At 68.9% G+C, this 26,758-nt stretch carries 22 protein-coding genes and 1 tRNA gene; 14 read left to right on the top strand and 9 right to left on the bottom strand.

Annotation, left to right across the window (positions count from 1 at the left end; all coding sequences use genetic code 11):
* Positions 1 to 4 precede the first annotated feature (4 nt).
* The 4 genes from ABZ404_RS28115 to ABZ404_RS28100 all read right to left on the bottom strand — a co-directional run bounded on the left by ABZ404_RS28115 (position 5) and on the right by ABZ404_RS28100 (position 4,243).
* Positions 5 to 931: a squalene/phytoene synthase family protein gene (locus ABZ404_RS28115; RefSeq protein ID WP_358833165.1), complete on the bottom strand. Its 927-nt coding sequence runs from the start codon at positions 929 to 931 to the stop codon at positions 5 to 7.
* 23 nt (positions 932 to 954) lie between these two features.
* Positions 955 to 2,262 (bottom strand): FAD-dependent monooxygenase, encoded by a 1,308-nt coding sequence (locus tag ABZ404_RS28110; RefSeq protein ID WP_358833166.1) that lies wholly within the window; start codon positions 2,260 to 2,262, stop codon positions 955 to 957.
* Positions 2,263 to 2,340: 78 nt separating this feature from the next.
* The gene (locus ABZ404_RS28105) at positions 2,341 to 3,600 is read right to left on the bottom strand and encodes a DUF6545 domain-containing protein (protein WP_358991031.1); all 1,260 of its coding nucleotides are present in this window, start codon (positions 3,598 to 3,600) and stop codon (positions 2,341 to 2,343) included.
* Positions 3,593 to 4,243 carry an ImmA/IrrE family metallo-endopeptidase gene (locus tag ABZ404_RS28100; protein ID WP_358837163.1) on the bottom strand — a complete coding sequence of 217 codons (651 nt, stop codon included), beginning with the start codon at positions 4,241 to 4,243 and terminating at the stop codon, positions 3,593 to 3,595. The genes ABZ404_RS28105 and ABZ404_RS28100 overlap by 8 nt, the downstream gene beginning before the upstream one ends.
* 258 nt (positions 4,244 to 4,501) lie before the next feature.
* On the opposite strand from ABZ404_RS28100, the gene ABZ404_RS28095 reads away from it, so the two are divergent.
* From ABZ404_RS28095 to ABZ404_RS28080, 4 genes are all read left to right on the top strand, one after another.
* On the top strand, positions 4,502 to 4,987 hold the full coding sequence (locus ABZ404_RS28095) for a hypothetical protein (protein WP_358837164.1): 486 nt from the start codon (positions 4,502 to 4,504) through the stop codon (positions 4,985 to 4,987).
* Between the two features lie 74 nt (positions 4,988 to 5,061).
* Entirely contained in the window at positions 5,062 to 5,586 is a 525-nt protein-coding gene (locus ABZ404_RS28090; RefSeq protein WP_358837165.1) for a hypothetical protein, read from the top strand.
* Positions 5,587 to 5,600: 14 nt separating this feature from the next.
* Positions 5,601 to 6,821 carry an MAB_1171c family putative transporter gene (locus ABZ404_RS28085; RefSeq protein WP_358837166.1) on the top strand — a complete coding sequence of 407 codons (1,221 nt, stop codon included), beginning with the start codon at positions 5,601 to 5,603 and terminating at the stop codon, positions 6,819 to 6,821.
* A complete protein-coding gene (locus tag ABZ404_RS28080; protein ID WP_358837167.1) occupies positions 6,818 to 8,392 on the top strand; it encodes an amidase in 1,575 nt (524 codons plus the stop codon). Before ABZ404_RS28085 ends, ABZ404_RS28080 begins: the two co-directional genes overlap by 4 nt.
* A 298-nt stretch (positions 8,393 to 8,690) precedes the next feature.
* Here ABZ404_RS28080 and lexA read toward each other — a convergent pair whose 3' ends face one another.
* On the bottom strand, positions 8,691 to 9,404 hold the full coding sequence (gene lexA, locus ABZ404_RS28075; protein ID WP_358837675.1) for a transcriptional repressor LexA: 714 nt from the start codon (positions 9,402 to 9,404) through the stop codon (positions 8,691 to 8,693).
* Between the two features lie 383 nt (positions 9,405 to 9,787).
* Here lexA and ABZ404_RS28070 point away from each other — a divergent pair, with 383 nt between their 5' ends.
* From ABZ404_RS28070 to ABZ404_RS28050, 5 genes are all read left to right on the top strand, one after another.
* A complete protein-coding gene (locus tag ABZ404_RS28070; protein WP_358837674.1) occupies positions 9,788 to 10,402 on the top strand; it encodes a hypothetical protein in 615 nt (204 codons plus the stop codon).
* Positions 10,399 to 10,710 carry a hypothetical protein gene (locus ABZ404_RS28065; protein ID WP_358837673.1) on the top strand — a complete coding sequence of 104 codons (312 nt, stop codon included), beginning with the start codon at positions 10,399 to 10,401 and terminating at the stop codon, positions 10,708 to 10,710. The genes ABZ404_RS28070 and ABZ404_RS28065 overlap by 4 nt, the downstream gene beginning before the upstream one ends.
* 288 nt (positions 10,711 to 10,998) lie before the next feature.
* The gene (locus ABZ404_RS28060; RefSeq protein ID WP_358837672.1) at positions 10,999 to 11,544 is read left to right on the top strand and encodes a hypothetical protein; all 546 of its coding nucleotides are present in this window, start codon (positions 10,999 to 11,001) and stop codon (positions 11,542 to 11,544) included.
* A 169-nt stretch (positions 11,545 to 11,713) separates the two neighbouring features.
* The gene (locus tag ABZ404_RS28055) at positions 11,714 to 13,237 is read left to right on the top strand and encodes a hypothetical protein (protein WP_358991028.1); all 1,524 of its coding nucleotides are present in this window, start codon (positions 11,714 to 11,716) and stop codon (positions 13,235 to 13,237) included.
* 100 nt (positions 13,238 to 13,337) lie between these two features.
* Positions 13,338 to 14,477, top strand: coding sequence for a hypothetical protein (locus ABZ404_RS28050; protein WP_358837014.1), 1,140 nt, complete (start codon positions 13,338 to 13,340; stop codon positions 14,475 to 14,477).
* Positions 14,478 to 14,639: 162 nt separating this feature from the next.
* Here the strand turns inward: ABZ404_RS28050 and ABZ404_RS28045 are convergent, their stop codons facing one another.
* Positions 14,640 to 14,843: a cold-shock protein gene (locus ABZ404_RS28045; RefSeq protein ID WP_358837015.1), complete on the bottom strand. Its 204-nt coding sequence runs from the start codon at positions 14,841 to 14,843 to the stop codon at positions 14,640 to 14,642.
* Between the two features lie 615 nt (positions 14,844 to 15,458).
* Entirely contained in the window at positions 15,459 to 15,761 is a 303-nt protein-coding gene (locus ABZ404_RS28040) for a DUF4235 domain-containing protein (RefSeq protein WP_358837019.1), read from the bottom strand.
* Between the two features lie 168 nt (positions 15,762 to 15,929).
* On the opposite strand from ABZ404_RS28040, the gene ABZ404_RS28035 reads away from it, so the two are divergent.
* A complete protein-coding gene (locus ABZ404_RS28035; RefSeq protein ID WP_358837016.1) occupies positions 15,930 to 16,211 on the top strand; it encodes an HU family DNA-binding protein in 282 nt (93 codons plus the stop codon).
* A 55-nt stretch (positions 16,212 to 16,266) separates the two neighbouring features.
* Positions 16,267 to 16,340: transfer RNA gene (locus ABZ404_RS28030), tRNA-Met, on the top strand.
* A gap of 129 nt (positions 16,341 to 16,469) precedes the next feature.
* On the opposite strand, the gene ABZ404_RS28025 is transcribed toward ABZ404_RS28030, so the two are convergent.
* Together ABZ404_RS28025 and ABZ404_RS28020 are read right to left on the bottom strand one after the other, a co-directional pair.
* A complete protein-coding gene (locus tag ABZ404_RS28025; protein WP_358837017.1) occupies positions 16,470 to 17,483 on the bottom strand; it encodes a hypothetical protein in 1,014 nt (337 codons plus the stop codon).
* Between the two features lie 179 nt (positions 17,484 to 17,662).
* On the bottom strand, positions 17,663 to 19,279 hold the full coding sequence (locus ABZ404_RS28020) for a MinD/ParA family protein (RefSeq protein ID WP_358991025.1): 1,617 nt from the start codon (positions 19,277 to 19,279) through the stop codon (positions 17,663 to 17,665).
* A gap of 400 nt (positions 19,280 to 19,679) precedes the next feature.
* Here ABZ404_RS28020 and ABZ404_RS28015 point away from each other — a divergent pair, with 400 nt between their 5' ends.
* The 3 genes from ABZ404_RS28015 (at position 19,680) to ABZ404_RS28005 (ending at position 23,402) form a co-directional block, all read left to right on the top strand.
* Positions 19,680 to 20,057 carry a hypothetical protein gene (locus ABZ404_RS28015; protein WP_358837782.1) on the top strand — a complete coding sequence of 126 codons (378 nt, stop codon included), beginning with the start codon at positions 19,680 to 19,682 and terminating at the stop codon, positions 20,055 to 20,057.
* Between the two features lie 518 nt (positions 20,058 to 20,575).
* Complete coding sequence (locus ABZ404_RS28010) at positions 20,576 to 21,325, top strand: hypothetical protein (RefSeq protein WP_358837783.1); 750 nt, start codon at positions 20,576 to 20,578, stop codon at positions 21,323 to 21,325.
* A 598-nt stretch (positions 21,326 to 21,923) separates the two neighbouring features.
* On the top strand, positions 21,924 to 23,402 hold the full coding sequence (locus tag ABZ404_RS28005) for a helix-turn-helix domain-containing protein (protein ID WP_358836469.1): 1,479 nt from the start codon (positions 21,924 to 21,926) through the stop codon (positions 23,400 to 23,402).
* Positions 23,403 to 26,758: the final 3,356 nt, after the last annotated feature.

The raw sequence follows: 26,758 nt of genomic DNA, 5'->3' as shown, positions 1-26,758 counted from the left end.
CCTTCTACCGCGCCCGCAGCGCCGCCGCGTACTGACGGGCCAGCACGCCCAGCAGCGCGGGCTTGGACAGACTCGCGCCGCCGTCGGCGAGGCATCCGCCCTTCTTGCTCACCGCGTCCAGCCGGAGTTCCTGCACCCGCAGCAGGGCGGTGACGAAGGGGCGTGTCTGCCGTGAAGCCAGGGCGGTCAGCTGTCGGCCGGCGTCCAGGCTCCGGCGGGCCAGTTCACTCTGCTCTTCGACCAGTTTCCCCAACCTTTCCCTGGCCGTGTCCGTGGGCGTGCGTAGTTCCGCAACGGACACGGCATGGCGCTCCAGGTCCTTGCCCGGGATGCCGATGTGCCCCTGAACGGCGTCTTCGGCCAGGTCGTCGAGGAAGTCCACGCGCTGCATCGCCTCGATGAGGTCGCGGCAGCGGGCCTCGAATGCGCCGGTGTCAGCGCCATCCTTCGGGGCTGGCGTGAGAAGGCAGGCCAGGAGCATAAAGGCGGGCAGCGAGTACCCGTCGATATAGGCCTGCAGCTCGCCCTCGGTGTCGAATCCGGCGTACTCCACTTCGTGGCTGGCCCCGCTCAGGAAGTCCTCGACACGCTGCCGGAGTTGCGGGTGACGGGAGACGGCGTCCCCGAGGACCTGAAGGGTTGCGCTGGGAGCGGGCGCACCGTCGAGCACCTGGCGCGTGGCGGTCGCCCACTCCCCCAGTGCCTGCTGGCGGGCCTCGGTCGTGCCGGTGTCGATGCGCTGGTCTGTTTCGTGCATGAAGGCGACGGCCGCGATGACCGGCGGGTGCAGGTGCGCCGGCAGCAGGAGCCGGACCGTCAGGTACTCCTCGGTCTTGAAGCGCTTGACGAGGGTCCGCTGATGATCGTACGCGGCCTGCAGGTCCGGATCGGCGATGCCGGCGCGGCGCAACGCGCGGGTCCATGTGGGCATGTCGTGTTCCTTGCGGTGCTGGGTTACTGGGCCAAGAGTGCGCGAGTGGTGCGCAGCAGGACGCGCGGGCTGGTGAGGGCTCGCGGGTGGCGGCGCATGTGGACGACATCCATGTACGTGCTGTTGATGCGGGGGTCGACGATGGATGCGCGGGTGACCTGGTCGGCGGCCCAGCGCAGGAGCGGGTAGCCGAACGGGTAGGGCCCGGTGACGTGGGGCTGGGCGAGGTCGGCGGTGGTCGACAGCTGCCAGGCGGCATTGACGACGGAGGCCGCGCGCCGGAAGTAGCGGTGGGCGGGCCGGTGGGCGGGCGTTGCGGAGGCCAGGTGCCGGGCGAGGGCGTCGGCCTGGAGCGCGGCCATGCTCATGCCCTGCCCGTAGATGGGGTTGACGCTGGCGAGGGCGTCGCCCATCACGACGAGGCCGCCGGGGAGGCGGGGGAGGCTGGTGAAGTGGCGGCGCTGGCTGTCGTGGACGTGGAAGGTGGTGGGTTCGCCGTCCATCTCGCAGTGCTGGGCGACCTGTTGGAGGGGTTCCACGCTGCGCATCATCCGGGCCCGGAAGGCGTCTGGGTCTCGGCCGGGCCGGTAGTCGTCGTATCCGGCGATGACGACGTCCCACCGGTGGTCTTCCACCGCGGTGAGGGCACCGGGCTCGCACCGGGCGGGAAGGTAGTTGCTGGCCGGTCCGGGAGTGGCGTGCGCGATGACGGTATCGGGCAGTTCGCCGCCGCGGTGGAAGCGGGCGGTGGCGTAGCCGAGCAAGATGCGCATCCGTTCGGTGCGAGGGGCCGGCCAGCCCTGCTGCTCGAGCCAGTGGCCGAGGCGGCTGGAGCGTCCCATGGTGTCTGCGACGAAGTCGGCGGGCAGTTCAGCCGCCTGGCCGGTGTCGATGTCGCGGTAGGGCACGGCGTAGACGCGTTCGGCGCGGATGCGCAGCCCCTGGGCTTGGCCGGCGAGCAACCTCACGTTGTCCAGGGCGAGGACGCGCTGGCGCACGTGTTCTTCGATGAAGGTCCGGCTCGCGCCGATCATGCGGGCGTGCGGGAGGGGGGCCTTGAGCTTGCCGTCGACATAGAACTGCACCTGTCCGCCGGTGCCCAGCCGTGCCCCGTCGGCCACCATCTGCTGGGTGAGGCCGGGGAAGTAGCGTTCCAGTTGATCATGCCCTCTGGCCAGCAGGGCGTGCAGCTGGGTGCGCTGGGGTGCACCGGATGACGGATGTCGGCAGGTGCCGTCCGGTTCGAGGATGATGACCTCGTCGGCATGTTCATGCAGGATGCGGGCCGCGAGAAGTCCGGCGATCGATCCCCCGAGTACGACTGCCCGCACAACTACCCCCTTCGAGCCGGTCGGCTCATGTTCTGACTACTGAACTGGTCCTGGTCCTGCCCGTCGACGGCGCAGGCGCTATCGGTGCTCGGTGGCCGAGGCCTCGACGGCGGATCGTGCGGCCGAGGCGCGCTTGAGCGCGGCGTCGACGAGCGGGTGCGGCAGCGCGCGGGCGACGCGCACGAGGCGGGCGCGTTCGTCCTGTGCTGCCGTTTCCTGTCCCGGCAGTATGCCCGCGGACTGACCGGCCGCGGCGGACCGGAGCTGCTTGCCCTCGGACCGTTCGGCCTCCGGCGATGCCCGGTAGCGGGCGGCGGCGTCACGCAGCACCGCCGCGGTGACAACGGCCTCTAGCTCGTGTGGGGACAAGGTGCCGTCCTCCAGCTCGTGGACTGCCTGCACGATCTCGGCGCTTGCCCAGGGCTGCACGGTCCGGATGCCGTCGAGGATCTCGATGATCCGGCGGGTCAGCACGACGCGGACAGCCCCCCACAGATGCGGTTTGGCGCTGGCGGGGCTGTACATGAGGCCGGTGTCCACGTCGCCGACGACGAGCATCCACAACGGCTGCAGGGCGGCCGAATCGCGGCGCTCGCGCAGCCAGGCACTCAAGGCGGCGCCAGTCATGCCGTAGCAGGTGCCCAGGCATCCCAGGATGCCGAAGTAGGAGCCGAACACGCCGAGCGTCTGGAGCTCCTGGTGCCCAAACGCGGCCAGGATGATGGCCGGGGCCGAGCACAAAACGTAGCCGAACGTGACGAGCATGCTGCCGCCGAACCAGCGCAGGGCATGGCGGACCTGCGGGTCGGCGCTCTCAGCGCGCCGGGATCGCTGCCAGGTGTTGAGGGTTCCGCAGGCGAGGACGACCAACAGGATTGCCAGGAATACCTGCACATGACGATCGTCGGCCTGCTGCGTGTTGAACCGCAGCGGATCTGCGGGGCCGTCGAGGTCGGCGCCCAGGAACACCAGCGTCATCGCGGTGATGGCCAGCCCGTAAGCGGTGGTCCAGAGCGCGACGGTGCGTCGCACCTTGGAGCGCGGAGCGTCGTGGGCGGGCGTCCACAGGAGGGTGAGGATGTGGGTGTCGGCGTAGCAGCCCAGGATGCCGACGTAGATCGGCAGGGTGGCGATCCGGGGCTCGCCGAACTGCTCGCCGAGGAACCGGTACCCGGCTGGGGACGCCATCGCGTACACGATGCCCCCGACGAAGAAGGCGGTCGCGATGAGCGCGAGGGTGACGGTGGGGCCGCGGAGGAAGGCTAGTGTCTTCCAGCCGGCGATGACCAGGAAGATGACCGTCATCAACAGGTAGACGGCGGTCGTCGGGTCAGACACCGGCTCTCCTGTGGGTCAGGGTGGAAGAGTCGAAGTCCGCGCTACTTTTCAGGAGGAGGTGGCGCTCGAGCATCACGGTGGCGAAGATCTCGACGCGTCGTTCCTGCTTGCTGTCATACCGCGAGCGCCGGAAGAAGCTGGTCACCTCGGCGGACTTCAGCCCAGGGAACAGCTGGCGGGCGAGCTCCTGCGCCATCGGCTCGTGGGCCTCGTCAGAGCGCTGACACGCGGAGCGCGGGGCGTCGTAGAGGAGGTGCCCCAACTCGTGCAAAATTGCCAGAAGTTGGAGGAGCTCGCTGGCGTTTGAGTCGACGACGATCCTGTCGTGGTCAGCGCTGGAGCTGCAGGCCGCGGTCACCGGCAACGGCTCGAAGTGCACGAGGATGGGCCGTCCGCGCCGGGCCGAGACGAATGCGATGACGTCGTCGAGGCTGTACACACCTGACAAACCAACGTCTCTGCGGATGGCACGTGCCGTCCGGCGGATCTCACGGTAGATCGTCAGGCTGTCGAGGAGCTCTCGCCACCGGCGGGCAAGGGCATCTGCGCCGCGGGGCCTCGGGTCACGGAGGTTTCCGTCGAATCTGGAGTCGACTTCCGCCTCGCCCCTGCGGACCGTTCGCTGATGACCGCACGTCTTCACCCCGTCCTCCTCGCCCCGGCCCCGTTCGCCTCAGAAGTACCTCCACGCTGCGGCCCAGATTGGGCAGGAGCGTCCGCCGAACTACGGGACGGCCGGTCCCCCTCGGCCCACCGTATGCGCGTCACGCTGTGCCTCTAAAGTCCATTTATCTGGTCGCCGCCTTGACTCGAGGCCCCCAAGCGCCTGCCAAGCGAACCTAACCCCCGGCCATCACGGCGGTCAACTATAGTTTAAGTACGTCGAGAGAAAGTAGTGATCGTGGCCCGAGCAAACGAGACACCGGAGAGCGAGACGTCGAAGCCGGCGCCGCCGGTTCCCGTGCCTGGCCCCGGGGCCTCCTTCGCCGAGCGTCTGAACTACCTGTTCGACCGCGTGAGGCCGCCCGGGGCAGCAGAGTTCAGTAACGCGCACGTCGCCCGGACGATCACTTCTTACGGCGAGGAAAGCATCACAGGTGCGTACATCGGGCAGCTCCGCAAAGGAGTCAAGAAGCCTGGGCTGCCCCTGGTCCCGCTATTCGCAAGGTTCTTCGGAGTCAAGGCCGCGTTCTTCGTCGAGGACGAGGTGACACGTAGGGTTACTGGCCAGTTCGAGCTGTTGCGTCAGCTCAGCCAGGCGGGCGTGAAACAGGTCGCGCTCCGTGCGATCGGGCTCTCCCCACAGAGCCTCAACGATGTGATGAAGAGCCTTGAGGCCGCACGGGCCCGGGAGGGCTTGCCTCCTGCCCCAGACGACGATTTGTGACCGACTACTATCCTTCAGCTTCAGGGCTTTCGAGAGGAACACGCATGTGGCATGGCCGTCGTGCGCGCCGACCCGTGGACAAAGCTGCGGAAGTCGAACGGCGCAGTCGGGCCTTCGTCAAGGATCTGGGACTGCCAGCCGTCGACAGCGTCCTTGACCTGGTGCCGTTCATGGAGCAACTGACCGGCCGTGAGATCCGGCCCGTGCCCTTCACGCCTGACCTGTCGGACCCGGACTCCTTGGAGCCGGTGGCGGCTTGTGGCGCCTGGATGGCCACGGCCACGACGGACTACCTCTTCTACGATGAGGGAGTCAGCCCGGCGTACACCGACGTCGTCGCCGGCCACGAGTTCGCGCACATGCTGAAGCACCGAGACTCGAAGGAGTCCCTGGACGTCTCCAGCCTCGGCGGTCTCATCACGGACATCGACCCTGCCACTGCCCAACTGGTCCTCGGCCGGACCCGCTTCACCGAGCCGGACGAGTTCGAGGCCGAGATGATCGGCTCCCTCCTGCAGGAGCACGTCCGCAAGTCCCGCGCTGCGGCCGCTCGCGCGTCGGAGACCGAAGACCCCATAGCCCGCACACTGCTGCGCTGACCGGAACGGGCACCTTGAAAGACATACTTCACCCGCTCTGCCTGGCAATCTCCGGCATCGGGTTTCTTCTCCTGCTCCGCGACCTGGGCAAACACCGGCGCAACCCCGCCCTGGTCGCCCTAGCCTTCACCTACGGGTTCTCGGCTCTCAGCTACGCCACCTCGATCACCTGGGTATGGGTGCGTATTGACGGCGTGGTCGGCATCACGAACGTGGCCGTTCCCATCGCACAGAGTTGCGTAGTCCTAGTCCTCGCCCTTCAGGCCAGCGTCCTGGCCCACTGGTCCAGGCCCGTCGAAGCCGCCCGCCGGCGCACCCGGCGCCTACTCATCGCGGCTGCGCTCGTCATCGCCGCGATGGCGGTGCTCTTCGCTCTCCTCACCCCCACCGCGCAGCGCCCCACCGACTTCTCGCTCTACTACGCCCACGACCCGTACTTCCAGGTCTACCTGCTGCTCTACGTAATCACGTACAGCATCGCCGAGGTATATCTCGCCCGGTCCTGCTGGAAGTACGCCCACACCGCGTCGAACCGCTCCATCTCCACCGGCCTGCGGCTCGTCGCGATCGGCGCGGCCATCACCCTCGGCTACAGCGGCATCCGCCTGGCCGGCGTCTTCGGCGGCATGTTCCACTTCAGCGTGAAGGGCCTCGACCCCTACGCCTGGATCTGCGGCGATGTCGGCGCCGCCCTCACCCAAGTCGGCTATTTCCTGCCCACGCTGGCCCTGCGCCTGGCCTCGCTGAGGAACGGAATCAACACCCACCTCGCCTACCGGCGGCTACGACACCTGTGGGACGCACTCACCAAAGCCAACCCCGGCATCACCCTGCTCCAGCCGAGCCGGCAGCACGAAGCCATCCTGCAGGGCCGCAGCGTCAACTTCCCCCTGCTGCGTCGCACCACCGAGATCCGTCACGGCCAAAAGCTGCTCCGCCGGTACCTGGACCCCGCGGTGCTCACCGAATCCCAGGCACGACGCGAGGACGAAGGACTCACCGGCGACGAGCTGGTAGCAGCCGTCACAGCAGACCAGATCAGCGCGGCCCTGGTGCGCCTCGGGAAGGAGGCGCCGGTCGAGGCCCCGGCCGACTACGCAGACTCGGACCTGCCCCTGCCGACCTACGACGACGAACTGCAGCACCTTGAACGCGTCGCAGGTTTCTTCACCGCGCCCCGAACGACGGCGGCCGCCACCGACCCTGCCAGCACCACATCAGGAGCCCGTACGTGATACTCCGCCGGACCGTGCTCAGCGCTGCGGCCGCCCTTGCCACAGCCACCTCCATGACCCTCCCGGCCAGCGCACGCCAGCGCCCCTCCAAGCGCCCCGAAAAGTCACGGCCTCTCCGCCTGGCGTCCGCCAACGAGCAGCTCACCGCTCTGCGCGAGGGAAAGATCACCAGTCGCAGCCTGCTGGAGCAGCACCTCGAGCACATCGCAAGATCGAACCCGGACTTGAACGCCGTCGTCACGATTGACACAGACGGCGCCCGGGCCGCCGCCGACAAGGCCGACGCACACCTGGCCCGTACCGGCGTCGTCCTCGGGGCCCTGCACGGCCTGCCGATGACCATCAAAGACGCCCTCGAGGTGGAGGGGATGCGCACTACCTGCGGCTCCCCTGACCTGTCGGACCACGTGCCCGACCGCGATGCCGACACGGTCGCCCTGCTGCGCGCCGCGGGCGCGATCATCATCGGCCACACCAACGTGCCGACGATGTGCCAGGACATCCAGACGTCGAACCCCATCTTCGGCAAGACCGTGAACCCCTTCAACCCGGAGCGAACGGCCGGCGGCTCCTCGGGCGGACCGGCTGCCGCCGTCGCCGCTGGGTTCACCAGCCTTGAAGTCGGCTCCGACCTGGCCGGCTCGCTGCGGCTACCCGCCGCGTACTGCGGTGTCTATGCTTTGCGCACCTCCCGCGGCGCCAGCCCGATCGTGCCCACCCGAGGCCACATCCCCCGCCTGCCCGGATGGTCCACCAGCAGCGACATGATCACTCTCGGCCCGATCGCCCGCACCATCGACGACCTCTCCCTCCTCCTGGACGTCATCGCCGCCCCCGCACCCGCCGATCGGCCAGGCTGGAAGATCGACCTGCCAGCCCCGGTCAAGAGCAAGCTGAGCGAGTTCCGGATAGGTGTCTGGGCTGACGACCCCTACTGCCACGTCGACGCTGACACACGGGCACTCCTTCGGCGCGTCACCGACCTCCTCCGCACCGCCGGGGCCGACATCGACGACTCCACCGAGCCCGTCGACTTCGCCGAAAGCGACAAGCTCTTCCAGCGGCTCATGTACGCCACCGCATCGGCCACCGCCACCGACGCGGCCTTCACCGCCGACGTGGAAGCCGCACAGAAGATCCCGGCCGACGACCCCAGCGGTCTGTTCCTCCACTCCCGCACCATGCGCCACCGCGACTGGTGCGTCGCCGACGAAGCACGCCAGAAACTCCGCTCCACCTGGGAGGAGTACTTCGCCGAGCACGACATCCTTATCACGCCAGCCACACCGACCGCGGCCGTCCCCGACCAGACCAGCACGCCTCCCCCGCAGCGGTACATCACCGTCGACGGGCAAAGGCGCTCGTTCTACGACCAGACCGGCTGGCTCAACCTCGCCAGCCCCGTTGGTCTGCCCTCCCTCGTACTTCCCGCTGGCACGACCGAAACCGGGCTGCCGCTGGCCATCCAACTCATCGGCCCCTACCTCGCCGACCGCACCGTCCTCCACGTCGCGAAGCAACTCGCGAAGAGGCTGCCCAGTCCGGCTCGGCCGCCGGCCTTCTCCGCGTAGTGCTCTCGGCAGCCCCACGGCCGACTCCCGGCGGGGCCGAGTCATGACGGTGTAGCCGGACGGCAGACGACGCACGGGTCTCCTGCCGCATCCCCTGGCTCGCGCGGCAGCGGTCAGGAAGGTCGGCTCCGGGCACGTGCTCGGCCAGAAGCAGCAGGACCGCGCGAGCGGTCGCATCGGTGATGCCGAGGCCGTTCAGTGCGCGGTGGGGCGTTGCTGGATCGGGGCGAACAAGAGGCGGCGTCACGCAGAGCGTGACGCCGCCTGATGCTGGCCCCGATGGCTGCCTGCGGTCGAGTCAGATCCGGCGCATGACGGCGGTGACGATGCCGAGGATTGTGGCGTCGTTGCCGTTGATGGGCGCGTAGTTCTTGTTGTCCGGCATCAGCCAAGTGTCGGTGCCGTTCCGCTTGAGGCGCTTCACGGTGGCCTCGCCGTCGAGCATGGCGGCCACGAGTGCCCCTTGTTCCGCGGTTGGTTGCACCCGTACGACGACAAGATCACCATCGAGGATGCTGCCGTCCCCGGCCATGGAGTCCCCGACCACGGTCAGGACGAAAAGTTCGCCAGATCCCACGAGTTGGCGCGGCAGAGTGAGAACGTCGTCTACCTGTTGGTCCGCAGTGATCGGGATGCCGGCAGCGATGCGCCCGATGAGCGGAACCTCCGTCACGGCCGCAGAACGTTCAGCTTCTGCCGCCCGGGCGGTGAGCTCAGCGTCGCTGGGATTGGGCTCAGCGTCCTGGACCAGGACGTAAGCGCGCGGTCGGTGCGGGTCGCGCCGGAGGAACCCCTTCTTCTCCAGGGCAAGGAGCTGGTGGGCGACCGATGAGGTGCTCGACAAGTTCACCGCCTCCCCGATCTCGCGCATCGACGGCGGGTAGCCGCGCTCCTTCACCGAGTCGCGAATACAGGCGAGAACCTTCCGCTGCCGCACGGTCAGTCCGTCGGCGCCGGTACGGATGCCGGGCGGGCGCCCGATGTGCCGGTAAGAGTTTGCGATGGCCTCCATACGGCCCCCCATCGTTCATGATCTATCGGCAAACGGTATCCCGACCCGCCAACAATACGCACGAACATTCGATCAATCGGCTTGACCTCGGAGAACTCCACCGCCGGAGTGGCCAGGTCATGTCCGGGACGGACGAATGGGTGCTCGCCCTCGTCGACGGCGCGTGCCAGGGCGGCCCGGCCACCCCCGTCGCCGAGCGCACCGCCGGCCACGTCGTGGTCGCCGGCGACGGCGGGAGGCGTACAAAGCCCTCCTCCCCAGACGAGATGACGATCGGACACCATTCGGAACGTAGAGAGCAACCAGCGGGGGCAAGATCTCGTTGAGCGCGGTGTAGGTGGGTGCACCTGCGCGGTCCCCGGCGATGGAAGGGTTGGAGCGGGATGGCTCAGCTGGTGACGGAAGCCGAGCGTGCGGCCCAGCGCCGCCTCGTCGGGGTCGTGCGCACCTCTAGCGTTTTGACCGGCGGCGGCCTGGCGATGTGGCGCGAGTACAACGCCGGGGAGTGGAAGGCGTCCGCCGCGGAGCTGTCACAGGACCTGGACACCTTGACCGTGCCGCACGAGATCGTAATCGCCTTCCGGCCGCCCCGGGCACGCGAGGTGCGCCGCCGCAAGGGCCAGGAGGTGCGAGTCGCGTTCGCCGACCTGGGCAAGCTCGTGCGCTGGATGCCCTCGCTCCAGCAGTCGATCGACCAACTCCCGTCCGAGACGCCCGGCTTCACCTTCACCTACTGTGAGCCGCGACCGACCGGAATGACGATGCTGGCGCTGTCCTCCTTCGCGGCGGAGTGGCCGGCCTGGACGGCCAAGCAGGCAGAGGCGATGGGGCTGCTGTGTGCCGAGTGCCGCTTCGACCTCCGCACACCAGGCGCCGAGCGGCGCCTCGCCTACAACATCCCCACCCAGCCGGACCGCCGGCGCCTGGTGTGCGGGGACTGCTGCGGCAACGGGCTGCCCGAGCTGGAGCGGCTGGCGGCGGCCGGGCAGACGCCATGACCGCAAACGAGAAGATCGGCAAAGGGGCCGGGCACCCAGCCGACGCACTGCTGGTGGCGGAACTCGTCGGGCTGCTCGGCGACGCCGAGAACTACATCGCCCTGTCCACCGATGAGCGGCTGCGCTACCTCGAGCGCCGCGCGGAGTCGTTGCACCGGCTCGTCGATGCGCTGGGCGACGAAGCCTCCCGCTACCTCGCTTCGGACGCGGAGGACCGGGCTGAGCAGGCGCGGAACGGAGCCGAGGTTCTTGCTGAGGAGTGCGGCGACCCGCGGCCTGTTCCGACGAAGTGGGTCCGACGTCGCTGAGGCGGCCACGCAGGACCGATGCAACGACTCCTCAAGGGCGGTGCTGTGCGCCGGCCACCGTGGGTCGACCACGCTTCCGGCTGGCGGGCCACGGGTGAACCGAACGCCGCAGGCTGCGGTACAGCTGCTCGATCTCGATGGCGTCGTGCTGGCGTTGGGCCGTGACCGGACAGATCAACATGCCGGCGACAGCCGCCCGCGGATCGGCAAGACCCTATGAGCAACACAGAGCGTCTGTTCGGGTGAGTCTGCGCGCCGCAAGGAGCCGCACACGAAGGGCGGGACGTTGTGCTGTTCGTGAGCAGCTGCACGTGTGACTTCGGTGTCATCACCGGACCGGCGGGAATGGCGGCCGGCTTCCTGCACCGCATCCAGGCCCGGGCCGCCGACGGGAGGAAGCCTCCGCGCAATGAGGGGACCTGCCGGGATGTGCTGGACATCCTGTCCGGTCGGCTCAAGGGCAGCGGACCGATTTCATTCGAGTTCGCCCACTGGGCCGACGAACTGGGTGTGCCCGTCGCCCGTCTGCGCGCGGTGGTCGCTTGGCTGGTTGAGCACGAGTTCCTGGCGCTGGACGGAGACGTGGACGGCATCGCCCGCTTGTGGGTGAACCCGTCGGTGGCCTTCCCGCCGCGAACGGACCCGAGGGCGGTTGCCGCCCGCCATAGCTTCCCCTACATCACGACCGCTTCCAAAGGCATGGCCGCCGAACAGCCCGTGGTCATCCATCCGTACGACGCGGCGGAATGGGACGGCGTCTACCAGCAGCACCTGCACATGATCGAGGATCCTGTCTGCTTCTCCTCCACCGGCTGCGCACTCCACGACGGATAGACCAGGCCACCTCCCCGCACGGAGTTGTCGGGGTCTGCGGCTGCGCGGCGCCGCGGGCGAACACGGCGAGTTCACCGCTTGCCCAGCCCGTGCCGCGTACGGTGGGCCCGCCGCCGCGCACCATCCGGCGGGCGGGGCAGTTGGGAACACAAACGGGAGGAAGAGCAGGATGACGCAGGCCGCGGTGAGCGAGGTGGACGAGCGGGTCCCGGGGCGCCGGTGGACGGTGCGTCTGGACGCCGCCGGCCGGGGCAGCGCGGCGGTACGCATCTCGTGCAGCCGCCCCGCCTGTGCGGATCAGCGCCTGCCGTCCGCGGCCGTCGGCCGTGCGGCGGCGGTCGCCCACCTCAAGGCGCACCTGCGCGCCGCCCCCGCCCCCAGGCCCGGGGCGTACTGCGCGTGCAGAGCTGACGGCTGCCACACCCATCTGCCTGACACCGGCCGGCAGGTGCGTGCCGAACCCTGGCGATGCGGCGGGCCGGTCGTCCTGGCAGTGGTCACCGACCGGGAAGGACGCTGGTGGCAGGCCATGGAGTGCTGCTCGCGGTGCGCGGCCGCCACACCCGGAGCGAAGACCGCGGCCACCTCCCAGGCCACCGGGCCCCGGCCTTCCGAACCCCTGTCCGCCGCAGCGCCGAGCACGGCGCATTTCTCCGACCGCCAGGCCGCGGCCGGGACGGGGCTGCCGGCTCCCCGCTCCGCACCTGCACGCCGCCGCCCACCACAGGCGAAGATCGCCCAGCGTGTCATCCCCCACGATCTGCGGCCCGTCGCCTTGCGGGACGAGCTCGTCGAACTCGGTGACCTCTTCCGCGCCTACCAACAGCGCACCGAGCCTGACCTGGAGCTCCTCGCCGACCTCCAGGAGCGCAAGGCACGGGCCTTCACCACCTGGGCCGACGTCAGCGGCATCGAGAGCCTGCGGCTGGAGGCCCGGCGCGCCGAGCAGGCCGCCATCGCCGCCCGCTTCCAGCACCAGCAGCGCACCGGTGGCATCACGGACAGCGACGGACCGGCCGTGTCGCGCCTGCTGAACGTGCCGACACAGGGGGACCACGCACGCTCTGTCCTCGCGTACGTGGCCGACCACAGCCCGCTGCCCGGCCCGGAGGCACGGCTGCTCACGCTGATGCTGACCTTGCGCACCGCGCACACCGGCACCGGCAACCTCGTCGGCCAGGACCTCACCGCGCTGGGCCTGGCCGACCCGGAGGACCTGGTCGAGAAGCTGACCGGCTGCGGCTGGCTCACCCTGCCCGGCACCGCCGGGGACCTGCTCGCCTCCCGGCCGGAGAACCCCACCCAGATCACCATCCCCTCCCTGGTACCCCACGAGGACAAGGCGGGCCCGTTCACGTTCGGCAAGAAGATGCGGGCCAAGCTCTCCGGCTGGGCCCAGAAGGTCATCTCAGACAAGAAGCTCCGCAAGGCCAAGGCCACCGCCGGCACACGGCTGCTCGCCCTGACGCTGGCCACCCAGACCGACGCCGCGGGGCGCCTCGGTCCCGGTGGCCAGGGCATCGCCCTGCACGCTCTCGCCGCTTGGGTCCCGACCGATTCGGGTGAACTGCAGCGCCTGGTCGACCAGCTGACCGCAGCGGACTGGCTCGTCGACGCCGCCCTCACCGATACCCAGCTCACCGGGCAGCTGACCGAACGCGTCCTCCCGCTCACCTGTCCCCTTCGGGCTTGAGGCCCGCCCGCCCGGGTGAACCTCGTGGCGGTGTGGCCCTTCTTGGCCCGCTCATCTGCTGCATGATGGGCGGACTGGCGTCCAGGAGACAATGCCGATCATGCCGAAGCCTGCCACTCCCTTGGCGCCTGTAGCGTCCTTCCTGCTGACCATCCCGCAGGGGCACGCCGCCCGTCGCCTCCTCTCCTACGCGGCTGCCCTGCCGCTGTCCTCGCCCGACGCCCAGCTGCTCGCCGTGATCATCGCCATCCGGGCCGCGCGGGGCGGCACCGGCAGGCTCACGGCCGCCGCTGTGAGGGCGCTTCGCCTGGACGATGCGGACCAGGCCGTCGCTGATCTGCGTGCTTTGGGCTGGCAGCTTCCTGAACTGCTCCTGGACCCGAACGCCGAGGCTCCAGCCCTGGTGACCGTGCCGGCCCTGGCGGCCGGACCGGGCGACCACCCTCTTCCCCTCGGGAAGGATCCGCGGTCGCGGGTGTCCGACTGGACCACGCGCACCCTGGCTGCCCCTCTGCTCACGGGGAGCCCGCCGGCCGCCCGGCTTGCCGCGCTGTTCCTGACGGCTCACGCCTCAGCCCATCTGAACGGCACGCTGCCGGACGACCTGCCGCGAGCCTGCCGTGACCGCCTGCCCGGCCTGGTGACGAGCGGCTTCCTCACCCATCTCGACGGCGACCGCTACCGGCTCGATTCCTCCATGCGGAACCTGGTTGGCCGACTGCCTCACCGGGCCGACCCGGACGACTCCCCACCGCGCAAAGGTCCGTGGAAGGTCCCCCGGCCAGCCCGGACCACCAAGGCGGAGTGGGCACAGTGGAAGCAGGAGGCCCGCCCGACGGTGCGGCAGAACGCGGAAGCGGTCGAGCGCTGCACCGTGTGCCGCCTACCCCGCGCTCAGGTGGCGGCTGCTTTCACGGCAACCCGCTACACCGGCAAGGCCCCGCGCCACGTACGCGACGCGTACGACGCCTGGAAGGCGCGCAACCCCGGCCACGGCCTGCAAGCCGCCCAGGCCACCGCCGTGTTCCGGACCAGGCATGGGCACAGCCCTTCGTACGGTCAGCTGTGCTCCAGTCTGGGCTGGCCGCGCACCCTGCGGGGCATCATCGTCCAGCAGCTCCTGGCCGACGGGTGGCTCGCCGAGATCCCATCCGTGCCGTGGACCCTGCGGCCGGGAGAGACGGCCGCAGCTCACGGGATCCTCCTGCAGCCTCGCGCTGGGTCTGCCACTCGCTTATAACTGCGATGGCCGGGACCAGTCGGACGGCGGCGCGATTCCACGGTGCACGGCGAGCGCGCGAGGGCAGCCGTCAAGGGGGGTGCAGCTGGTGCTCTGCTGGTGCAGAGCGCACGGCACCCGCCCAACGAGGTGGCGCGCGGGTGCCGTGGAGGACCAAGCCGTTCAGGCGGGGGTGATGTTCTCCGCCTGGGGGCCCTTCGGGCCCTGGGTGACGTCGAAGTTCACCTTCTGGCCTTCCTGGAGTTCACGAAAGCCGGAGCTGGCGATGTTGGAGTAGTGGGCGAAGACGTCGGGGCCGCCGCCGTCCTGCTCGATGAAGCCGAAGCCCTTTTCCGAGTTGAACCACTTGACGGTTCCGCTGGCCATTCTGTCCTCCAAGGCGACTGGGAATCGGTTCCTGCACTGCGCGGGAACCGGAGGTGATCGCCTTGGTCCTCAGACACTCTGGACAGCAGAAACGCCCGTGCGCACGCTCACGGGCGACCGGTACTTCGGAACCATGACAGCTGACTCTGACGCTACACCGTAAGCCCCCGCCCGTGCTCTCGCCCGACCGTGCCGCCGCTCGCCGACCGCTGCGTGCTTGCGCCGAGGCATCGCCGACTGCCGCTCACGGGCGGGTCACTCGGATGGGTCAGCGCGCGTCTGGAGTTGCTGCCAGCAGTGGTGGACGTGCTGCTCAGCCGCTCGCACGGCGCAGGCGGCGGCGTCCGAGGCCCCGGCCGCAGATGACGCGGCCTTGTCCGCGCAAAATGCGGTGCGAGGGCGCGCGAGGTCTGCTGCGCGCGCGGCACGCCTTCGGTCGCCCTGGTGAAGGACGACTGCACGGGCGACCAAGATCGTGGCGATGACTGCGGCGGCGGTCAGCGCGGTGGCCGCATGCTGATCGGACATGACTGTGGGCGTCCTTCGTACGGATACGTGCCGGGGACGATGAGGGCCGGTATCCGTGTCGTACCGGCCCTTGCTCATCCTCATACGTCAACCGGGCCAGGTACCGGTCAAGCGGCGGGTGGCGGTGGCCCCGGCGCGGTCGACGGTGGCTCTGACACCGGCGAAGATCACCCCTTGCAGCGTGGCAGCGAGCAGCACCTCGCGCGAGGAGCGGTCTTCGTCGGTGGCGTCCGGGGCGTCCTCATCGTGGCCCAACATCTTCCACGCCTGCTTGAACAGCGCTCCTGCGGTCATTCCGCTTACGACTCCGACCGCCAGACCGCCGGGCTGGCAGGCCCTTGCCGGTAGGCCCGCTCGGCTCGGACCACAACGGGTTGCGCGGTCCTGGATGCGGCACCCCGCCCGTGGCGCGACCTTGCGCTCACAGCGCCTGCGGGGAAGTCGCAGCGCGTCGGCGGTGACGGCGGCACGGCAGCGCCGTGGGGCCAATGGCAGGATTGCCCGCGACATGTCCCGTGCCATGCGGCCGGGCGATCCACAGATCTGGAGTGCAACATCATGAACCGCAGTGAGCTGGTGGCCGCGCTGGCCGACCGTGCCGAGGTGCCCCGCAAGGACGCCGACGCGGTGCTGTCCGCCCTCGCCGAGGTCGCCGGTGAGGTGGTCGCCAAGGGCGACGAGAAGATCACCGTCCCGGGCTTCCTGACCTTCGAGCGTACTCAGCGCTCCGCGCGCACCGCACGCAACCCGCAGACCGGCGAGCCGATCAACATCCCCGCCGGCTTCGGCGTGAAGGTCTCCGCGGGCTCGAAGTTGAAGGAAGCGGCCAAGGGCAAGTAGCTCGTCGCCCCTTTGCCGTCCCGCCCCGGCCCGTTGTGTAAGGTGGCAGCACCGACGCGGGGTGGAGCAGCTCGGTAGCTCGCTGGGCTCATAACCCAGAGGTCGCAGGTTCAAATCCTGTCCCCGCTACGAGAACGAAGGGACCCGGCAGATGCCGGGTCCCTTCGTAGTTGCGCCTCCGCCGACCTGGATTCCCGCGCTCGGTGAAGCCGTCGGTGGCGCCGACGGCTCCAGCGCCGCGCGCACATCAGCCTGTCGTCAGCGCGAATCGGTCTGGGCGTAGCGGTAGTCCAGAATGTCGGGCTGGCCCTTCTCGGGCAGGAGCACGAGGGCTTCACCCTGGAAGACGTCGACCGTCAGCGGACGCGGCGACTTGTCGTACACCGATCCGACCTTGCCTGGGGTGATCTGCAGGCCGGGCTGCAGAACGAGACTCTCCTCGTTGTGCGCGAGAGGCGCGATCGCGAGGACGCCGTCCCGGGTGCGCAGGGCGTACACCTTCTCGTTGACCGGGGTGGCGGGGAAGAAGCTCACCTTGGCCCGCGGGCCGAGGCTCTTCCCGCGCTCCTTGTAGGTCTTGAGGATGCTCTTGGCGTTCTCGTTCGTCCGGTCCAGTGCTGCGCCCTGCCTGGTGCCGCCGGTGGCGAAGAGGTCCTCGATGGCCGCGGTCACGCTCTCGGGCGCCAGGCCTCCCACCTTGGTTGCCGCGGGTGCAGTGCTCGCCAGGCCGTCTCGGGTCTGCACCGGTGGCAGGGCCTTGGCGGGGAACAGGGACACCACCTTCTTCCACCGGTTGTCGGTGGCGGAGGACTTCTCGAACACCATGACCGTGTGGTTCTTGCCGGTGGTGGTCGCCTGGGCGGCGAACCAGTTGCCCCCGGCCGGCAGGTAGAAGGTGCGGTCGGTGAAGGTGAACGGCTTGCCGTAGTCCTTCTGCTCCTTCTCGCTGAGCGTCTCGAACTGCTCGAACTCGGCCTTGCTGCGCGCATACAGCTGTCCTGCCTCCACGGTGGCCAGGAGCTTGGGGTCGCGGGCCGCGTTCGCGCGGTTGTTCACCTCTTGGTAGGTGTCCAGGATCTGGTTGGCCTGGCTAAGCGTTACAACGCCCTTGGGTGCGGGACTGGCGGAGGCCGTGGGCGGGTGGGAGGTCGGGGCATGGTCGCTGGAGGGAGCGTTGCTCGCGCAGGCGGCCAGGCTCAGCGCGGTGGCCAGGCCGACGGCGGTGGCTGCGGCCCGAGCCGCGTAGGGGTGGCGACTGGCGGTGTGGGGCATGCGGATTCTCCTCGGTGGCGACGGTGGCTCCGAGCAGCCTGTGGCCGCGTGGAGGCCTTCCGGCGCCGGATGCCAGGTCCTTCCCGTGCGGCGGGAGACGGATTGAAGTCGGCTCCCCGGAGGCGGACTTGACCGCACTTACCCCGTCGTGACGTCCGCCTGGCCTGCACCCGGAGCGTTCACCGTGGCGGTGGCGGGAACGGGCTCTGCTGCGGGTACCCGGAGGGATGTGCGTAGCCGTGCTGCTGCGGGGGCTGGGCCGGGAAAGCGTGAGGAGCTGGGGCGACGGCGGCCGCGGCGGGCGAGGGGGTTCTGCGGGTGGTGAAGCCCTCGGCGACGAGGGTGCACAGCTGCAGATAGGCGTCGCGGGTCTTGGGGCGCATCAGGTCGAGGTCGACCTCGGCGCCGGCCGCCAGGTGCTCGTCGAAGGGGACCGAGACGACCCCCCGGCACCGGGCTGAGAAGTGCGCGATGATGTCTTCCACCTTGATCATCCGGCCCTTCTCCCGTACGCCGGAGACCACCGTGAGCCCCCTGCTGACCAGGTCGGTGTAGCCGTGGGCGTTGAGCCAGTCCAGGGTGGTGCTGGCGCTGGAGGCGCCGTCGACCGACGGGGTGGCAACGACGATCAGTTGGTCGGCCAGGTCCAGGACGCCGCGCATGGCGCTGTAGAGCAGGCCAGTGCCGGAGTCAGTGAGGATGATCGGGTACTGGCGACCCAGTACGTCGATGGCGCGGCGGTAGTCGTCGTCGTTGAAGGTGGTGGAGATGGCCGGGTCGACGTCGTTGGCGAGGATTTCGAGGCCGGAGGGGGCCTGCGAGGTGAAGGCGCGGATGTCCATGTAGGTGTTCAGGGTGGGGATGGCCTGCACGAGGTCGCGGATGGTCGCACCGGTCTCGCGCCGCACTCGGCGCCCGAGGGTGCCGGCGTCCGGGTTGGCATCGATGGCCAGGACCTTGTCCTGGCGCTCGCTGGCGAGCGTCGCGCCGAGGGCTGTGGTCACCGTGGTCTTACCGACGCCGCCCTTGAGGCTGATCACGGCGATCCGGTAGCAGGCGTGGACCGGGGTGCGGATGAGCTCGAGCTTGCGCTGCAGCTCGGCGTCCTCGCGCGCACCGCCGATACGGAAGCGGGCCGGGCGGGTTCCGGGGCGGGCGCTGCGGGGCTTGGGCGGAGCACCGCGCAGGAGCCGTTCGGAGGACAGCTCGGTCGCGGCGCTGTGCCCCAGGGGAGCGTGCGCCGGACCCGGAGGTACCGGCTGCGGCGGCGCGTACGGGGCCAGGGGGGCCGCCTGCGCGGTGGCCGGCATCGCCGCGGTGTGCTGCCGCGGCGGCCAGGCTGCGGCAGCCTGCGCGGGGCCGCCGGCGTGGAACGCCGCTCCTTCGAGCGCGGCCGGGGCGGGGGAGGCGACAGCTGGCGGGTATCCGTATCCGGCCTGCAAGGGCGGCGGTGCGGATTGCTGAAGCGCGCCCGCGGCCGCGGGCAGCGGGCTTGGGGAGGCCAGGGGAGGTGACGGCATGGCCTGCACCGGTGCCGGTTGCACCGGCTGCTGGACGGCCCAGGGTTCGGGCACCGCGGGCGCGGTGTCCTGCTGTGGGTGAGGGGCGTGCAGCTGGGACACGGACGGCGCTGGGGCGGGCACGGGTTGGGGGGCGGGGGCCTGGCCGTACCAGGCCGGGCCCGTGTAGGCGGCGGCGAAGGGCCCGTGGTCGGGAGCGGCGTCGTCGACGTTGATCGGCTGGCTCTGTGCGCTCGGGACCCAGCCCGCGTCTCCCCCTGCTGGCTGGCTGTGCATGCTTGCTTGCCTCCTGATCTGAGCAACCACCGGACGGGCGGTGCTGTTCGCGGCGTCGAGCCTGGATCTGATGCGGGACCAGGAGGTGAGCGGCATCGCGGAGCCGGCGCTGTGGTCGGCCCTCTCGACCGCGGCTGCTCGCTCACGCCCGCCTGCTGCGACGTCTCCCCTTCTGGGCGGTTGATTCGGTGCGGTCATGGCCAGCGTGCCCGAGAAATCACCGGTTCTCAGCGCGCCCCAGCGATTCTTCCCGCCGGGAGGAACACCAGTTGAGGTCGGCTCCCGCCTGCTGCCACTGACGAGACAAGGCGACCGTCATGTCCGCCGTCGCGTGGGTGGGTGGCTGTGGCAGTGCCGCGCGGCCGGTGGCACGCCGTGGTTGAGGACGGGGAGGTACGCGATGGAGTGGACGCGACGGCGCCGCAGGCTGGACGTCGCCTTGGGCATCACCCGGATCGAGTTGCTGTGCGCGCCCTCGGTATGGGCGTCGCTGCTCACCCGGTGTGCGCGTCGATATGGCACCGTGCACTTCGCCGACGGAATGCAGCGGCTGGCCGGCGCCGGGCTCGTGCGCGTAGAACTGTCCGGGCTGCAGCTCGCGGAACTGATGGATGTGGCGGCTCGCCGGGGCCGCTGGTGGAGCCGGGAGGATCCTCCCGGCCGGGCGCTGTGCCGCACCGTGTACCAAGCTGTCGCCGCCAGCATCGACCAGCTGGGCCCGGACTGTGCTGAGAGCGCGATCGCGCCGATCACACTCACCACGGGCACCAGCCCATGACGACCGCCCGCACAACTGGATGTTCCCGCCCCCTCTACCCAAAGCGGGCTGAAGTAGAGGGACTTGGTGGATCGCGGACCGCTAGCCTCTGGACGCGGGGCCTGGATAGCGGCAAAGGTCTACACCACTGACCTGCCGTTTTGCACCGTATGCCCGCTTCCGTGGGCGGAGATATCGCCGATTCCCGTGGTGGACGACGACTATGTATCGACATTTCGCTCCGCCGAAAACGTGAAAGTTTCCACACACCTGACGCAGTGCGACAAGAGCGAATACCCCGAAAACGGCATCTTCCTCCACAAGATCCGAATCACCGTTCACGATCTGTCACAGGAAGAGGGTCTTCCGGAAGAGGGTGTTCCTGGTCATACCCCTATACGCCCAGGTAGAGATCTTGTAGACGGACCAACAGCACCAACTGCCCCTGCTGACGTGCTGAATTGGCGCAACGGGGAGGAATTGTGGACATCGGCTCACGTAGTTCGCATCAGCGTAGGGAGCGCGACCGCACGAACGCAGTGCTCCATGCCCTGCTCCAGCTCGGCCCCGGCCCGCACAAGTTGAGCGAGATCACCGCCCGGACGACCATGGACGAGGAGGAAGTGCGCCGGAGGCTGCTCCACCTCTTCAAGGCGAAGGTCTGCTTCCGGCCGCGCTTCGGCTACTGGGAGCTGCGCCCCACTCCTGCCGCCGCGACCGACACGCCGGGTCTCGTGCACCCCAGCTCCACTCCCCTGCTCGACGCCGCCCTGCTCCTCGAGGGCCTGCACAGCCGCACCGAGCAGGCCGTACTCCTGCACACCTACTCCCCCATCACCGGCGAACGCCTGTGCATCGGCGCCGCCGGAGCCCACGACGTGCGCCTGCGCCGCGAACTGGCCTCCACCCCCCGGGCCGTGGACCGACTGCGCCGGGCACCCCTCGATTCCGACGCCCCGGGCCTCGTCATGCTCGCCAACCTCGCCGGCCATGACACCCCTCTGCGCGAGGACCTGCGGCAGATCCGGTCCATCCAGGTCGCACTCACCGAGGCGCCCCTGCCCGGCTGGATCCTCGTCTCCGTTCCGGTCCGCCGCCTGCCCGGCGCCCCGGCGGTGCCCGGAGCCGAACCCCGCGTGGTCGCCGCCGTCAGCATCCTGGCCCCCGATCACGCGCACGGCGATCCCCTGGTCGCCTACGGGCGGCTGATGCGCAACGCCGTCCAGGCGGCCATCGGGTCCAGCGTCGTTATCTCTCACCCGCGCTTCGCGGCCGCCCAGGCCGCGTGACCCCGACCCGAGCCGCAGGCTCTCCCCGAGCCGCACGTCGGCCCCCTCGACGCCCGCACAGCGGTCCGCGCTGCCGGGCGCACACGCACGTCGGCCTCCGCGTAGGCCCCAACCAGCCAGGGAGAACGACATGTCAGTCACGAACGGAAAACCCCCGAACGGGGAGCATTCGATGACCTAGCACCCTGCGGCCCCGGTGTTGTCTGCCCAACACCCGGGCCCGGCCTTGCGCCTGATGCGGTGTGCCACCACCTCATCAACCGCCGGCCCATCGTCATCGCCCGACCTGCCAGTCGAGCGAGTCCCGGCTTCTCCGTTCGGAGGGACCGGGCGAAATCACTCCCACTCCGGAGCTCGCGCCCCTGCCAGGGGGCCTCGACGTTCCACAACACCACCGGGAACGGATCGCGTTCATGATGCAGCAGACGGCTGCCGCTTGTCACCCACCCCTGCCCGAATCATCCAGCTATGCCCTCTGCTCGGGCCTGCTTCTCCTCCCTCCGCTGAGCGATGCACGGGTCGCTGCCTCAGCACTTCCGCCACGCCCGAGGGACCGCTCCATCGCCGTCTCAAGGACTTCCGCAGGGGCGCTGTGACCATGAACAGAGCGACCGCCCTACTCCCCGCAGCCACCGCACTGTCGACACCTGCATCCCGCCACTCCCCCATACCGAGCACGGCCGCGCTCACCTCCCGGCACGCATATCCGGCGCACCGGCAGACGAAGCCCTCCGCGCCCGCCCGCCCCGGGGCACAGCTGCCACGGACCGGACTCCTCGCCCCGCTCCCGCCCCTCTCCGTACGGATGCACAAGCTCCTCGTCCTCGGCGACCAGGACGCCGCGTACGCGACCGGCAACCTCCAGCGCGGCGGGAAGAACACCGCCGCATCCGACCACGCCTGGGCCATCACCCGCGCCGTCGCCGCCGACGCCGTCCGCGCAGGATGGAACCGTGCCTCCTTCGTCCAGGTCATGCTCGACGGCCCCTACAAGGCCGGCCGGCACGCCCGCACCCTCCAACACCGCCGCGGCTACGACAAGGCCGCCGCATGGCTCCAGCGGGCCTGGGACGGCGCCCAGCAGTACGTCCGCTCCACCGACCCACTCACCACCCGCCAGGACTTCCACGCAGCCCTGGCCGCCCTCCGCTCCCGCATCGAGTGCACCCCCTGGAAGGGCATCGCCGGAAAGACCGACCTTCGCAACCTCATCGCCCGCATGGACATCTGCTCCCAGGCTGGCAGCTGGGACCACACCGTCTCCGAACGAGACCTCGCCGAGAGGATGGGCTGCAGCCGGACCACCGCCCACAAGTCCAACCAACGCCTCCTCGACGCCAGGATGCTGCGCCAGCTCGACAACGGCTCCCCCACCGAAGGCGCCCGCTGGATGCTCATCTCCCGCCTGCCTTCCACCACGTCTCACCACTGGTCCACCCCCAAAGGGCCGGAGGCTGGGGGGGCCATGAGTGGCCCAGCCGTGAGACAGAGCGACACCGACGCCAACCTCGACTCCAGAACGGCAAGCCGACTGATGTCCCTTGACGCCTTCGCCCACCACGGCCTCGGCGGCAGCGGACTCGCGGTCCTAGCCGCCCTGGCCGAACGAGACGGACAGAGCCGGACCGAACTCCAGGCCAGCGCTTCCATCTCCCGCCCGACCGCCTACCGACAGCTCGGAAAGCTCAAGAACCTCGGACTCATCCGTCACGAAGGCGAGCTCTACCACCTCTCCCCCACCGCCCTGGAAGGCATCGGAGCGCCGACGCAGCACTGCACCGACCCCGTGGCCAACTGGACCGAGACCGCCGAACGCCTGGGTACCGCCGGCACGGCAGAACGACGACGCCGACACCACGAGGCCCAACGAACCCACTGGCGCCTCGAACAGGTACGCCTTGCCGAGCGCCGCCGCGCCGCTCAGCAGTCCCCCCTCCCCCACCCTGCCGTGGCTCTGCCCCAGTACGTGCGTGCCGACGGCTGCGCCATCGACCCTGCCACCGGCGAAGTGATCGAGGGACTGGTTGTGGCATCCGACGGCAGATGGATTTGGGACGACGGCACGAAAGGTGGATGAAGAGCCCCAACGAGTCCTCTTCCACGGCGTAATCCGTGCGCGTCCGCCAAAGGCTGCGTCTTCAACCTGACGAGCGCAGCGGCTGAGCTGCGCGCCGGCCAGCATGAGGCCGTGGTAGCCGGAGCCCTCGGCCTCGCCCCAACGGCCCCATAACTCGCGCGGCCCGGATCTGGACCGGTTCCCAGCTGCCGCCCGGCAACCAACGGACAGCATGCCGGTCACCAAACAACTCGGAGAACGGCACCGCAGAGCGATGGTTCCGATGAAGATCAGCACCGTGGGACCCCGCCTGCTCGCTCACATGCACGAATGACTCGCCACTCATCAGCGACCTCGCACTGAACGCGTGCCGCCAATCCTGGCCGCCGCCTCCCCCAGAAGCCCTGTGTGCCCCTGTGACGGCCGAACAGGGCTTCCAGCGTCCATTCACCCCAACCGAGTTCCGATAGGCCCTCTCGCGCGAAAATCTACAAAAGAGCAGGTCAAGAGGCTAGGGAGCGCTTCACGTGTGACCTGTTTAGGGCAATATGCCCGATCTCCTCTTCTGTGAGTGCTGGCATGAAGCAGAGCCCCGACTCCCTGGCACGCACCGAAACTGCACCACGGCAAGGCAGCCAATACGCCACCTGCATGACCCCGTTCAGCCACCGCACGGACTGGGGTTCCCATCGAAAGAGGGCCCTTCCTCCCGGCCATGCCGATGCAAATGAAGGCGCTGATCTAGCGACCGGCTGTGCCCGTTCCGGGGTGGAACGAGCGGGCAGAGTACTCGTACAGGCCCCCTTTCGCGCTACTCGACGTGGCGCTCGATGCGACGACATTCCACCCAAGCCTTCTGTCCCACGTGGGTCGCTCGAGCATGCCAGCTCCGGACGGGCCCACCATTCCCCATGCCGTTCTCCCCAACAGGAGGTGGGCGGAGCGTCGGCTCGGCGCCCCGGTGAGTGCACAGAGGCTATAGAACGCGAAAGCGATGGGGCAGACCGGCGAGCCCTAGACAGCGCCTCCACATGGGTGCACCGAATCCCGCGGGCGTGTGGTTCCCGTCAGTAGGCATCGAAGGCCAGGCACCGTGGCAGCGGCCTTCGGCGACTGCTAGTCCACAGGGTGCTTCCTACCAAGACCCGTCTCTGTGGTGGTGTGCCTGGGTGGCAGTAGCGCAAAGCCGTCCATCACGCTTCACCTACAACCACCTAGTCGTCGCTGGCCGAGCCGTGAGCCGGTGGGCAAGATGAGCCCCGTCGCCTTACTCAGCATGCACGCGACGCTAGCCCTCTGCAGACTTTAGTCCGGAGTTCGAGGCCGTCCGTCAACTCGTGTTGTCGAAGGAGCCGTTCTTCGTAGCACTCCGGTCGAACCTCGAAGAGGATGCCTTGGTCGCGTGCGGCCGTAGGCGTCGAGCGGGGTCTCGTTGCCTATGCAGCAGGGCCAGTCGAGGTTGACAGCAACGGTGATCGGCTGTGCTCGGCAGTCCCTTCCGGTCCGCGTGCCGAGTCTGTGCCCGCGCATCCCGGCCATTTTGCCCCACCAGAACCGCACCTGAGTGCGGTCATGGTGGCTACATGGACCCTGTCGCGCAGAGACCGACCCAATGCGTAGATCTCGACGCGGGCTTTGACCGCGGCGGGTGAAGTGCGTGCCCTCGGGGATGGAGATCGCGCCGTCGCCCATCGGCGGTCCACAAGATCGTGTCGCGCAGACTGTTGGTGCCACCCGAAGCGTCCTGGGCTTCTCAGGCGCGTTGGCCTTCCTGCTCGTCGATTGGCAAGAGCTGTCCGAGGCGAAGGGATCAGTGTTGTCACCGATGGCAACCTACGGATGCCACTCGTTTCGGAGGCCAGCGAACTCTCCGTATGTGTCTTCGTCTGCCCCTCGCCACGTAGCGTGGAAGTGGTGAGCAGCCGCTTCTCGATAGACCTGTCGCCCTTGCCGGCGGCCTACGCGAATCTCGACAGAATGCATCTACTTCTCCGTCTGGTCAGCGTGCATCAGGCTGAGCCAGCGGCTCTCCTCAAACTCCCGATGGAGGGCAAATGCGAGCAAGGATGTCCACCTCAGTGCGCCTCTCCGGCGAGTACGCGCAGCCCAGCGCCGCGGTGACCTTCTCGATCTCCGGGGGGGGGGGGGCACAGCTTTCTGGTGCGTTGGTTGAAGAGGTCGCGCCTGCGCGGCTGCACTCCCAGCCGCGTCCGGAATCCGTGCTGATACTGACAGGCATGACCGGCATGGAGCGGGCAGCTAGGCGGGGTCCGCTGGCCACCGCCGGCAGTCGCGGGTGGTGTCTGTTCACCCCTGTTCCACCCAGATCATGCGGCGGCAGGACAGGTGCAGCAGTGTCGGTGCTACTGCCACGAGTCAAGTCTCTTCCTCTCCCCCTTCCTCCTCCAGACGCTTGAGCGAAGGTGCTCTGACCTGCAACAATACTTGAGGTCGAAGTCCTGTCGAGGGGTCAACAAACACCAAAACAAACACAGCAACACACAGAGAACAATGTGTGTTGACCAACATGCTGGCAAGCTGCGGAACAGGAGGATGGCAAGACTGATGACTATGCACGTCGAGCCATCTTCACCCGTGGAGCCACTCCAGCAGGTCGACAGCCGGGGCAATAGGCACGACAGCCTGGGTTTTGTTAAGAGGAGTGCACTACGTATCAGCAAGTGGAGTGAATCGCGCACAGAAGCGCTTTGCATCACTCAGCTTGCCTCGCAGGGTTGCGTGCCTGTGTGTGAGGATGGTGACTTTCCTGGGTACAAGGCAGCACCTCTTAGCGTTTCCCTACGGCAATGCAAGCACGGGGTCATGTGTGCGCCCCCTCCCGGAGGAGGGCTCGCCATAATTCATGTGTCTGGTGCTGCTCAGATGCAGGCATTGCAGCCGGTTGCTCTGAGTGCCGTTCAAAGTGCCCGTCATCATGCTCAACTGCGCGCTAAACAGACTGCTTCCCTGAGTCGATTGACGTTTGCCTCCATGCGTGCGAGCAGCATGGTGGGCGTGCAGGGGAGAAGGCCCGGTAATCCTCACGCATGTTCACGGGTGCTCCATTGGGCGCATGAGCACGGACGCGCGCAGGCCCGTCACCGCGCTCACCTGAAGGCACTGACCAATGCCGACACGCTGGCTCGGACACGTGTTGAAACGCGCGAGGCCACACCGGCATCGGTGCTTGCATGTTCACGGGTGCTCCATTGGGCACATGAGCACGGACGCCCGCAGACCCGTCCACGCGCTCACCTGAAGGCACTGACTGATGTTGAAAGGCGCGAGGCCACACCGGCATCGGTGCTTGCATGTTCACGGGTGCTCCATTGGGCACATGAGCACGGACGCCCGCAGACCCGTCCACGCGCTCACCT

Origin of the sequence: Streptomyces sp. NPDC005878 (genome assembly GCF_040629815.1) — a bacterium.
Classification (GTDB): Bacteria; Actinomycetota; Actinomycetes; order Streptomycetales; family Streptomycetaceae; genus Streptomyces.
This window is presented reverse-complemented; position numbering and strand designations above follow the sequence as displayed.

Coding starts and splice junctions, on each gene's coding strand:
- ABZ404_RS28115 (WP_358833165.1), bottom strand. CDS start 931: ATGCCCACATGGACCCGCGCGTTGCGCCGCGCCGGCATCGCCGATCCG.
- lexA (WP_358837675.1), bottom strand. CDS start 9,404: ATGGAGGCCATCGCAAACTCTTACCGGCACATCGGGCGCCCGCCCGGC.
- ABZ404_RS28070 (WP_358837674.1), top strand. CDS start 9,788: ATGGCTCAGCTGGTGACGGAAGCCGAGCGTGCGGCCCAGCGCCGCCTC.
- ABZ404_RS28065 (WP_358837673.1), top strand. CDS start 10,399: ATGACCGCAAACGAGAAGATCGGCAAAGGGGCCGGGCACCCAGCCGAC.
- ABZ404_RS28055 (WP_358991028.1), top strand. CDS start 11,714: ATGACGCAGGCCGCGGTGAGCGAGGTGGACGAGCGGGTCCCGGGGCGC.
- ABZ404_RS28050 (WP_358837014.1), top strand. CDS start 13,338: ATGCCGAAGCCTGCCACTCCCTTGGCGCCTGTAGCGTCCTTCCTGCTG.
- ABZ404_RS28045 (WP_358837015.1), bottom strand. CDS start 14,843: ATGGCCAGCGGAACCGTCAAGTGGTTCAACTCGGAAAAGGGCTTCGGC.
- ABZ404_RS28035 (WP_358837016.1), top strand. CDS start 15,930: ATGAACCGCAGTGAGCTGGTGGCCGCGCTGGCCGACCGTGCCGAGGTG.
- ABZ404_RS28025 (WP_358837017.1), bottom strand. CDS start 17,483: ATGCCCCACACCGCCAGTCGCCACCCCTACGCGGCTCGGGCCGCAGCC.
- ABZ404_RS28020 (WP_358991025.1), bottom strand. CDS start 19,279: ATGCACAGCCAGCCAGCAGGGGGAGACGCGGGCTGGGTCCCGAGCGCA.
- ABZ404_RS28015 (WP_358837782.1), top strand. CDS start 19,680: ATGGAGTGGACGCGACGGCGCCGCAGGCTGGACGTCGCCTTGGGCATC.
- ABZ404_RS28005 (WP_358836469.1), top strand. CDS start 21,924: ATGAACAGAGCGACCGCCCTACTCCCCGCAGCCACCGCACTGTCGACA.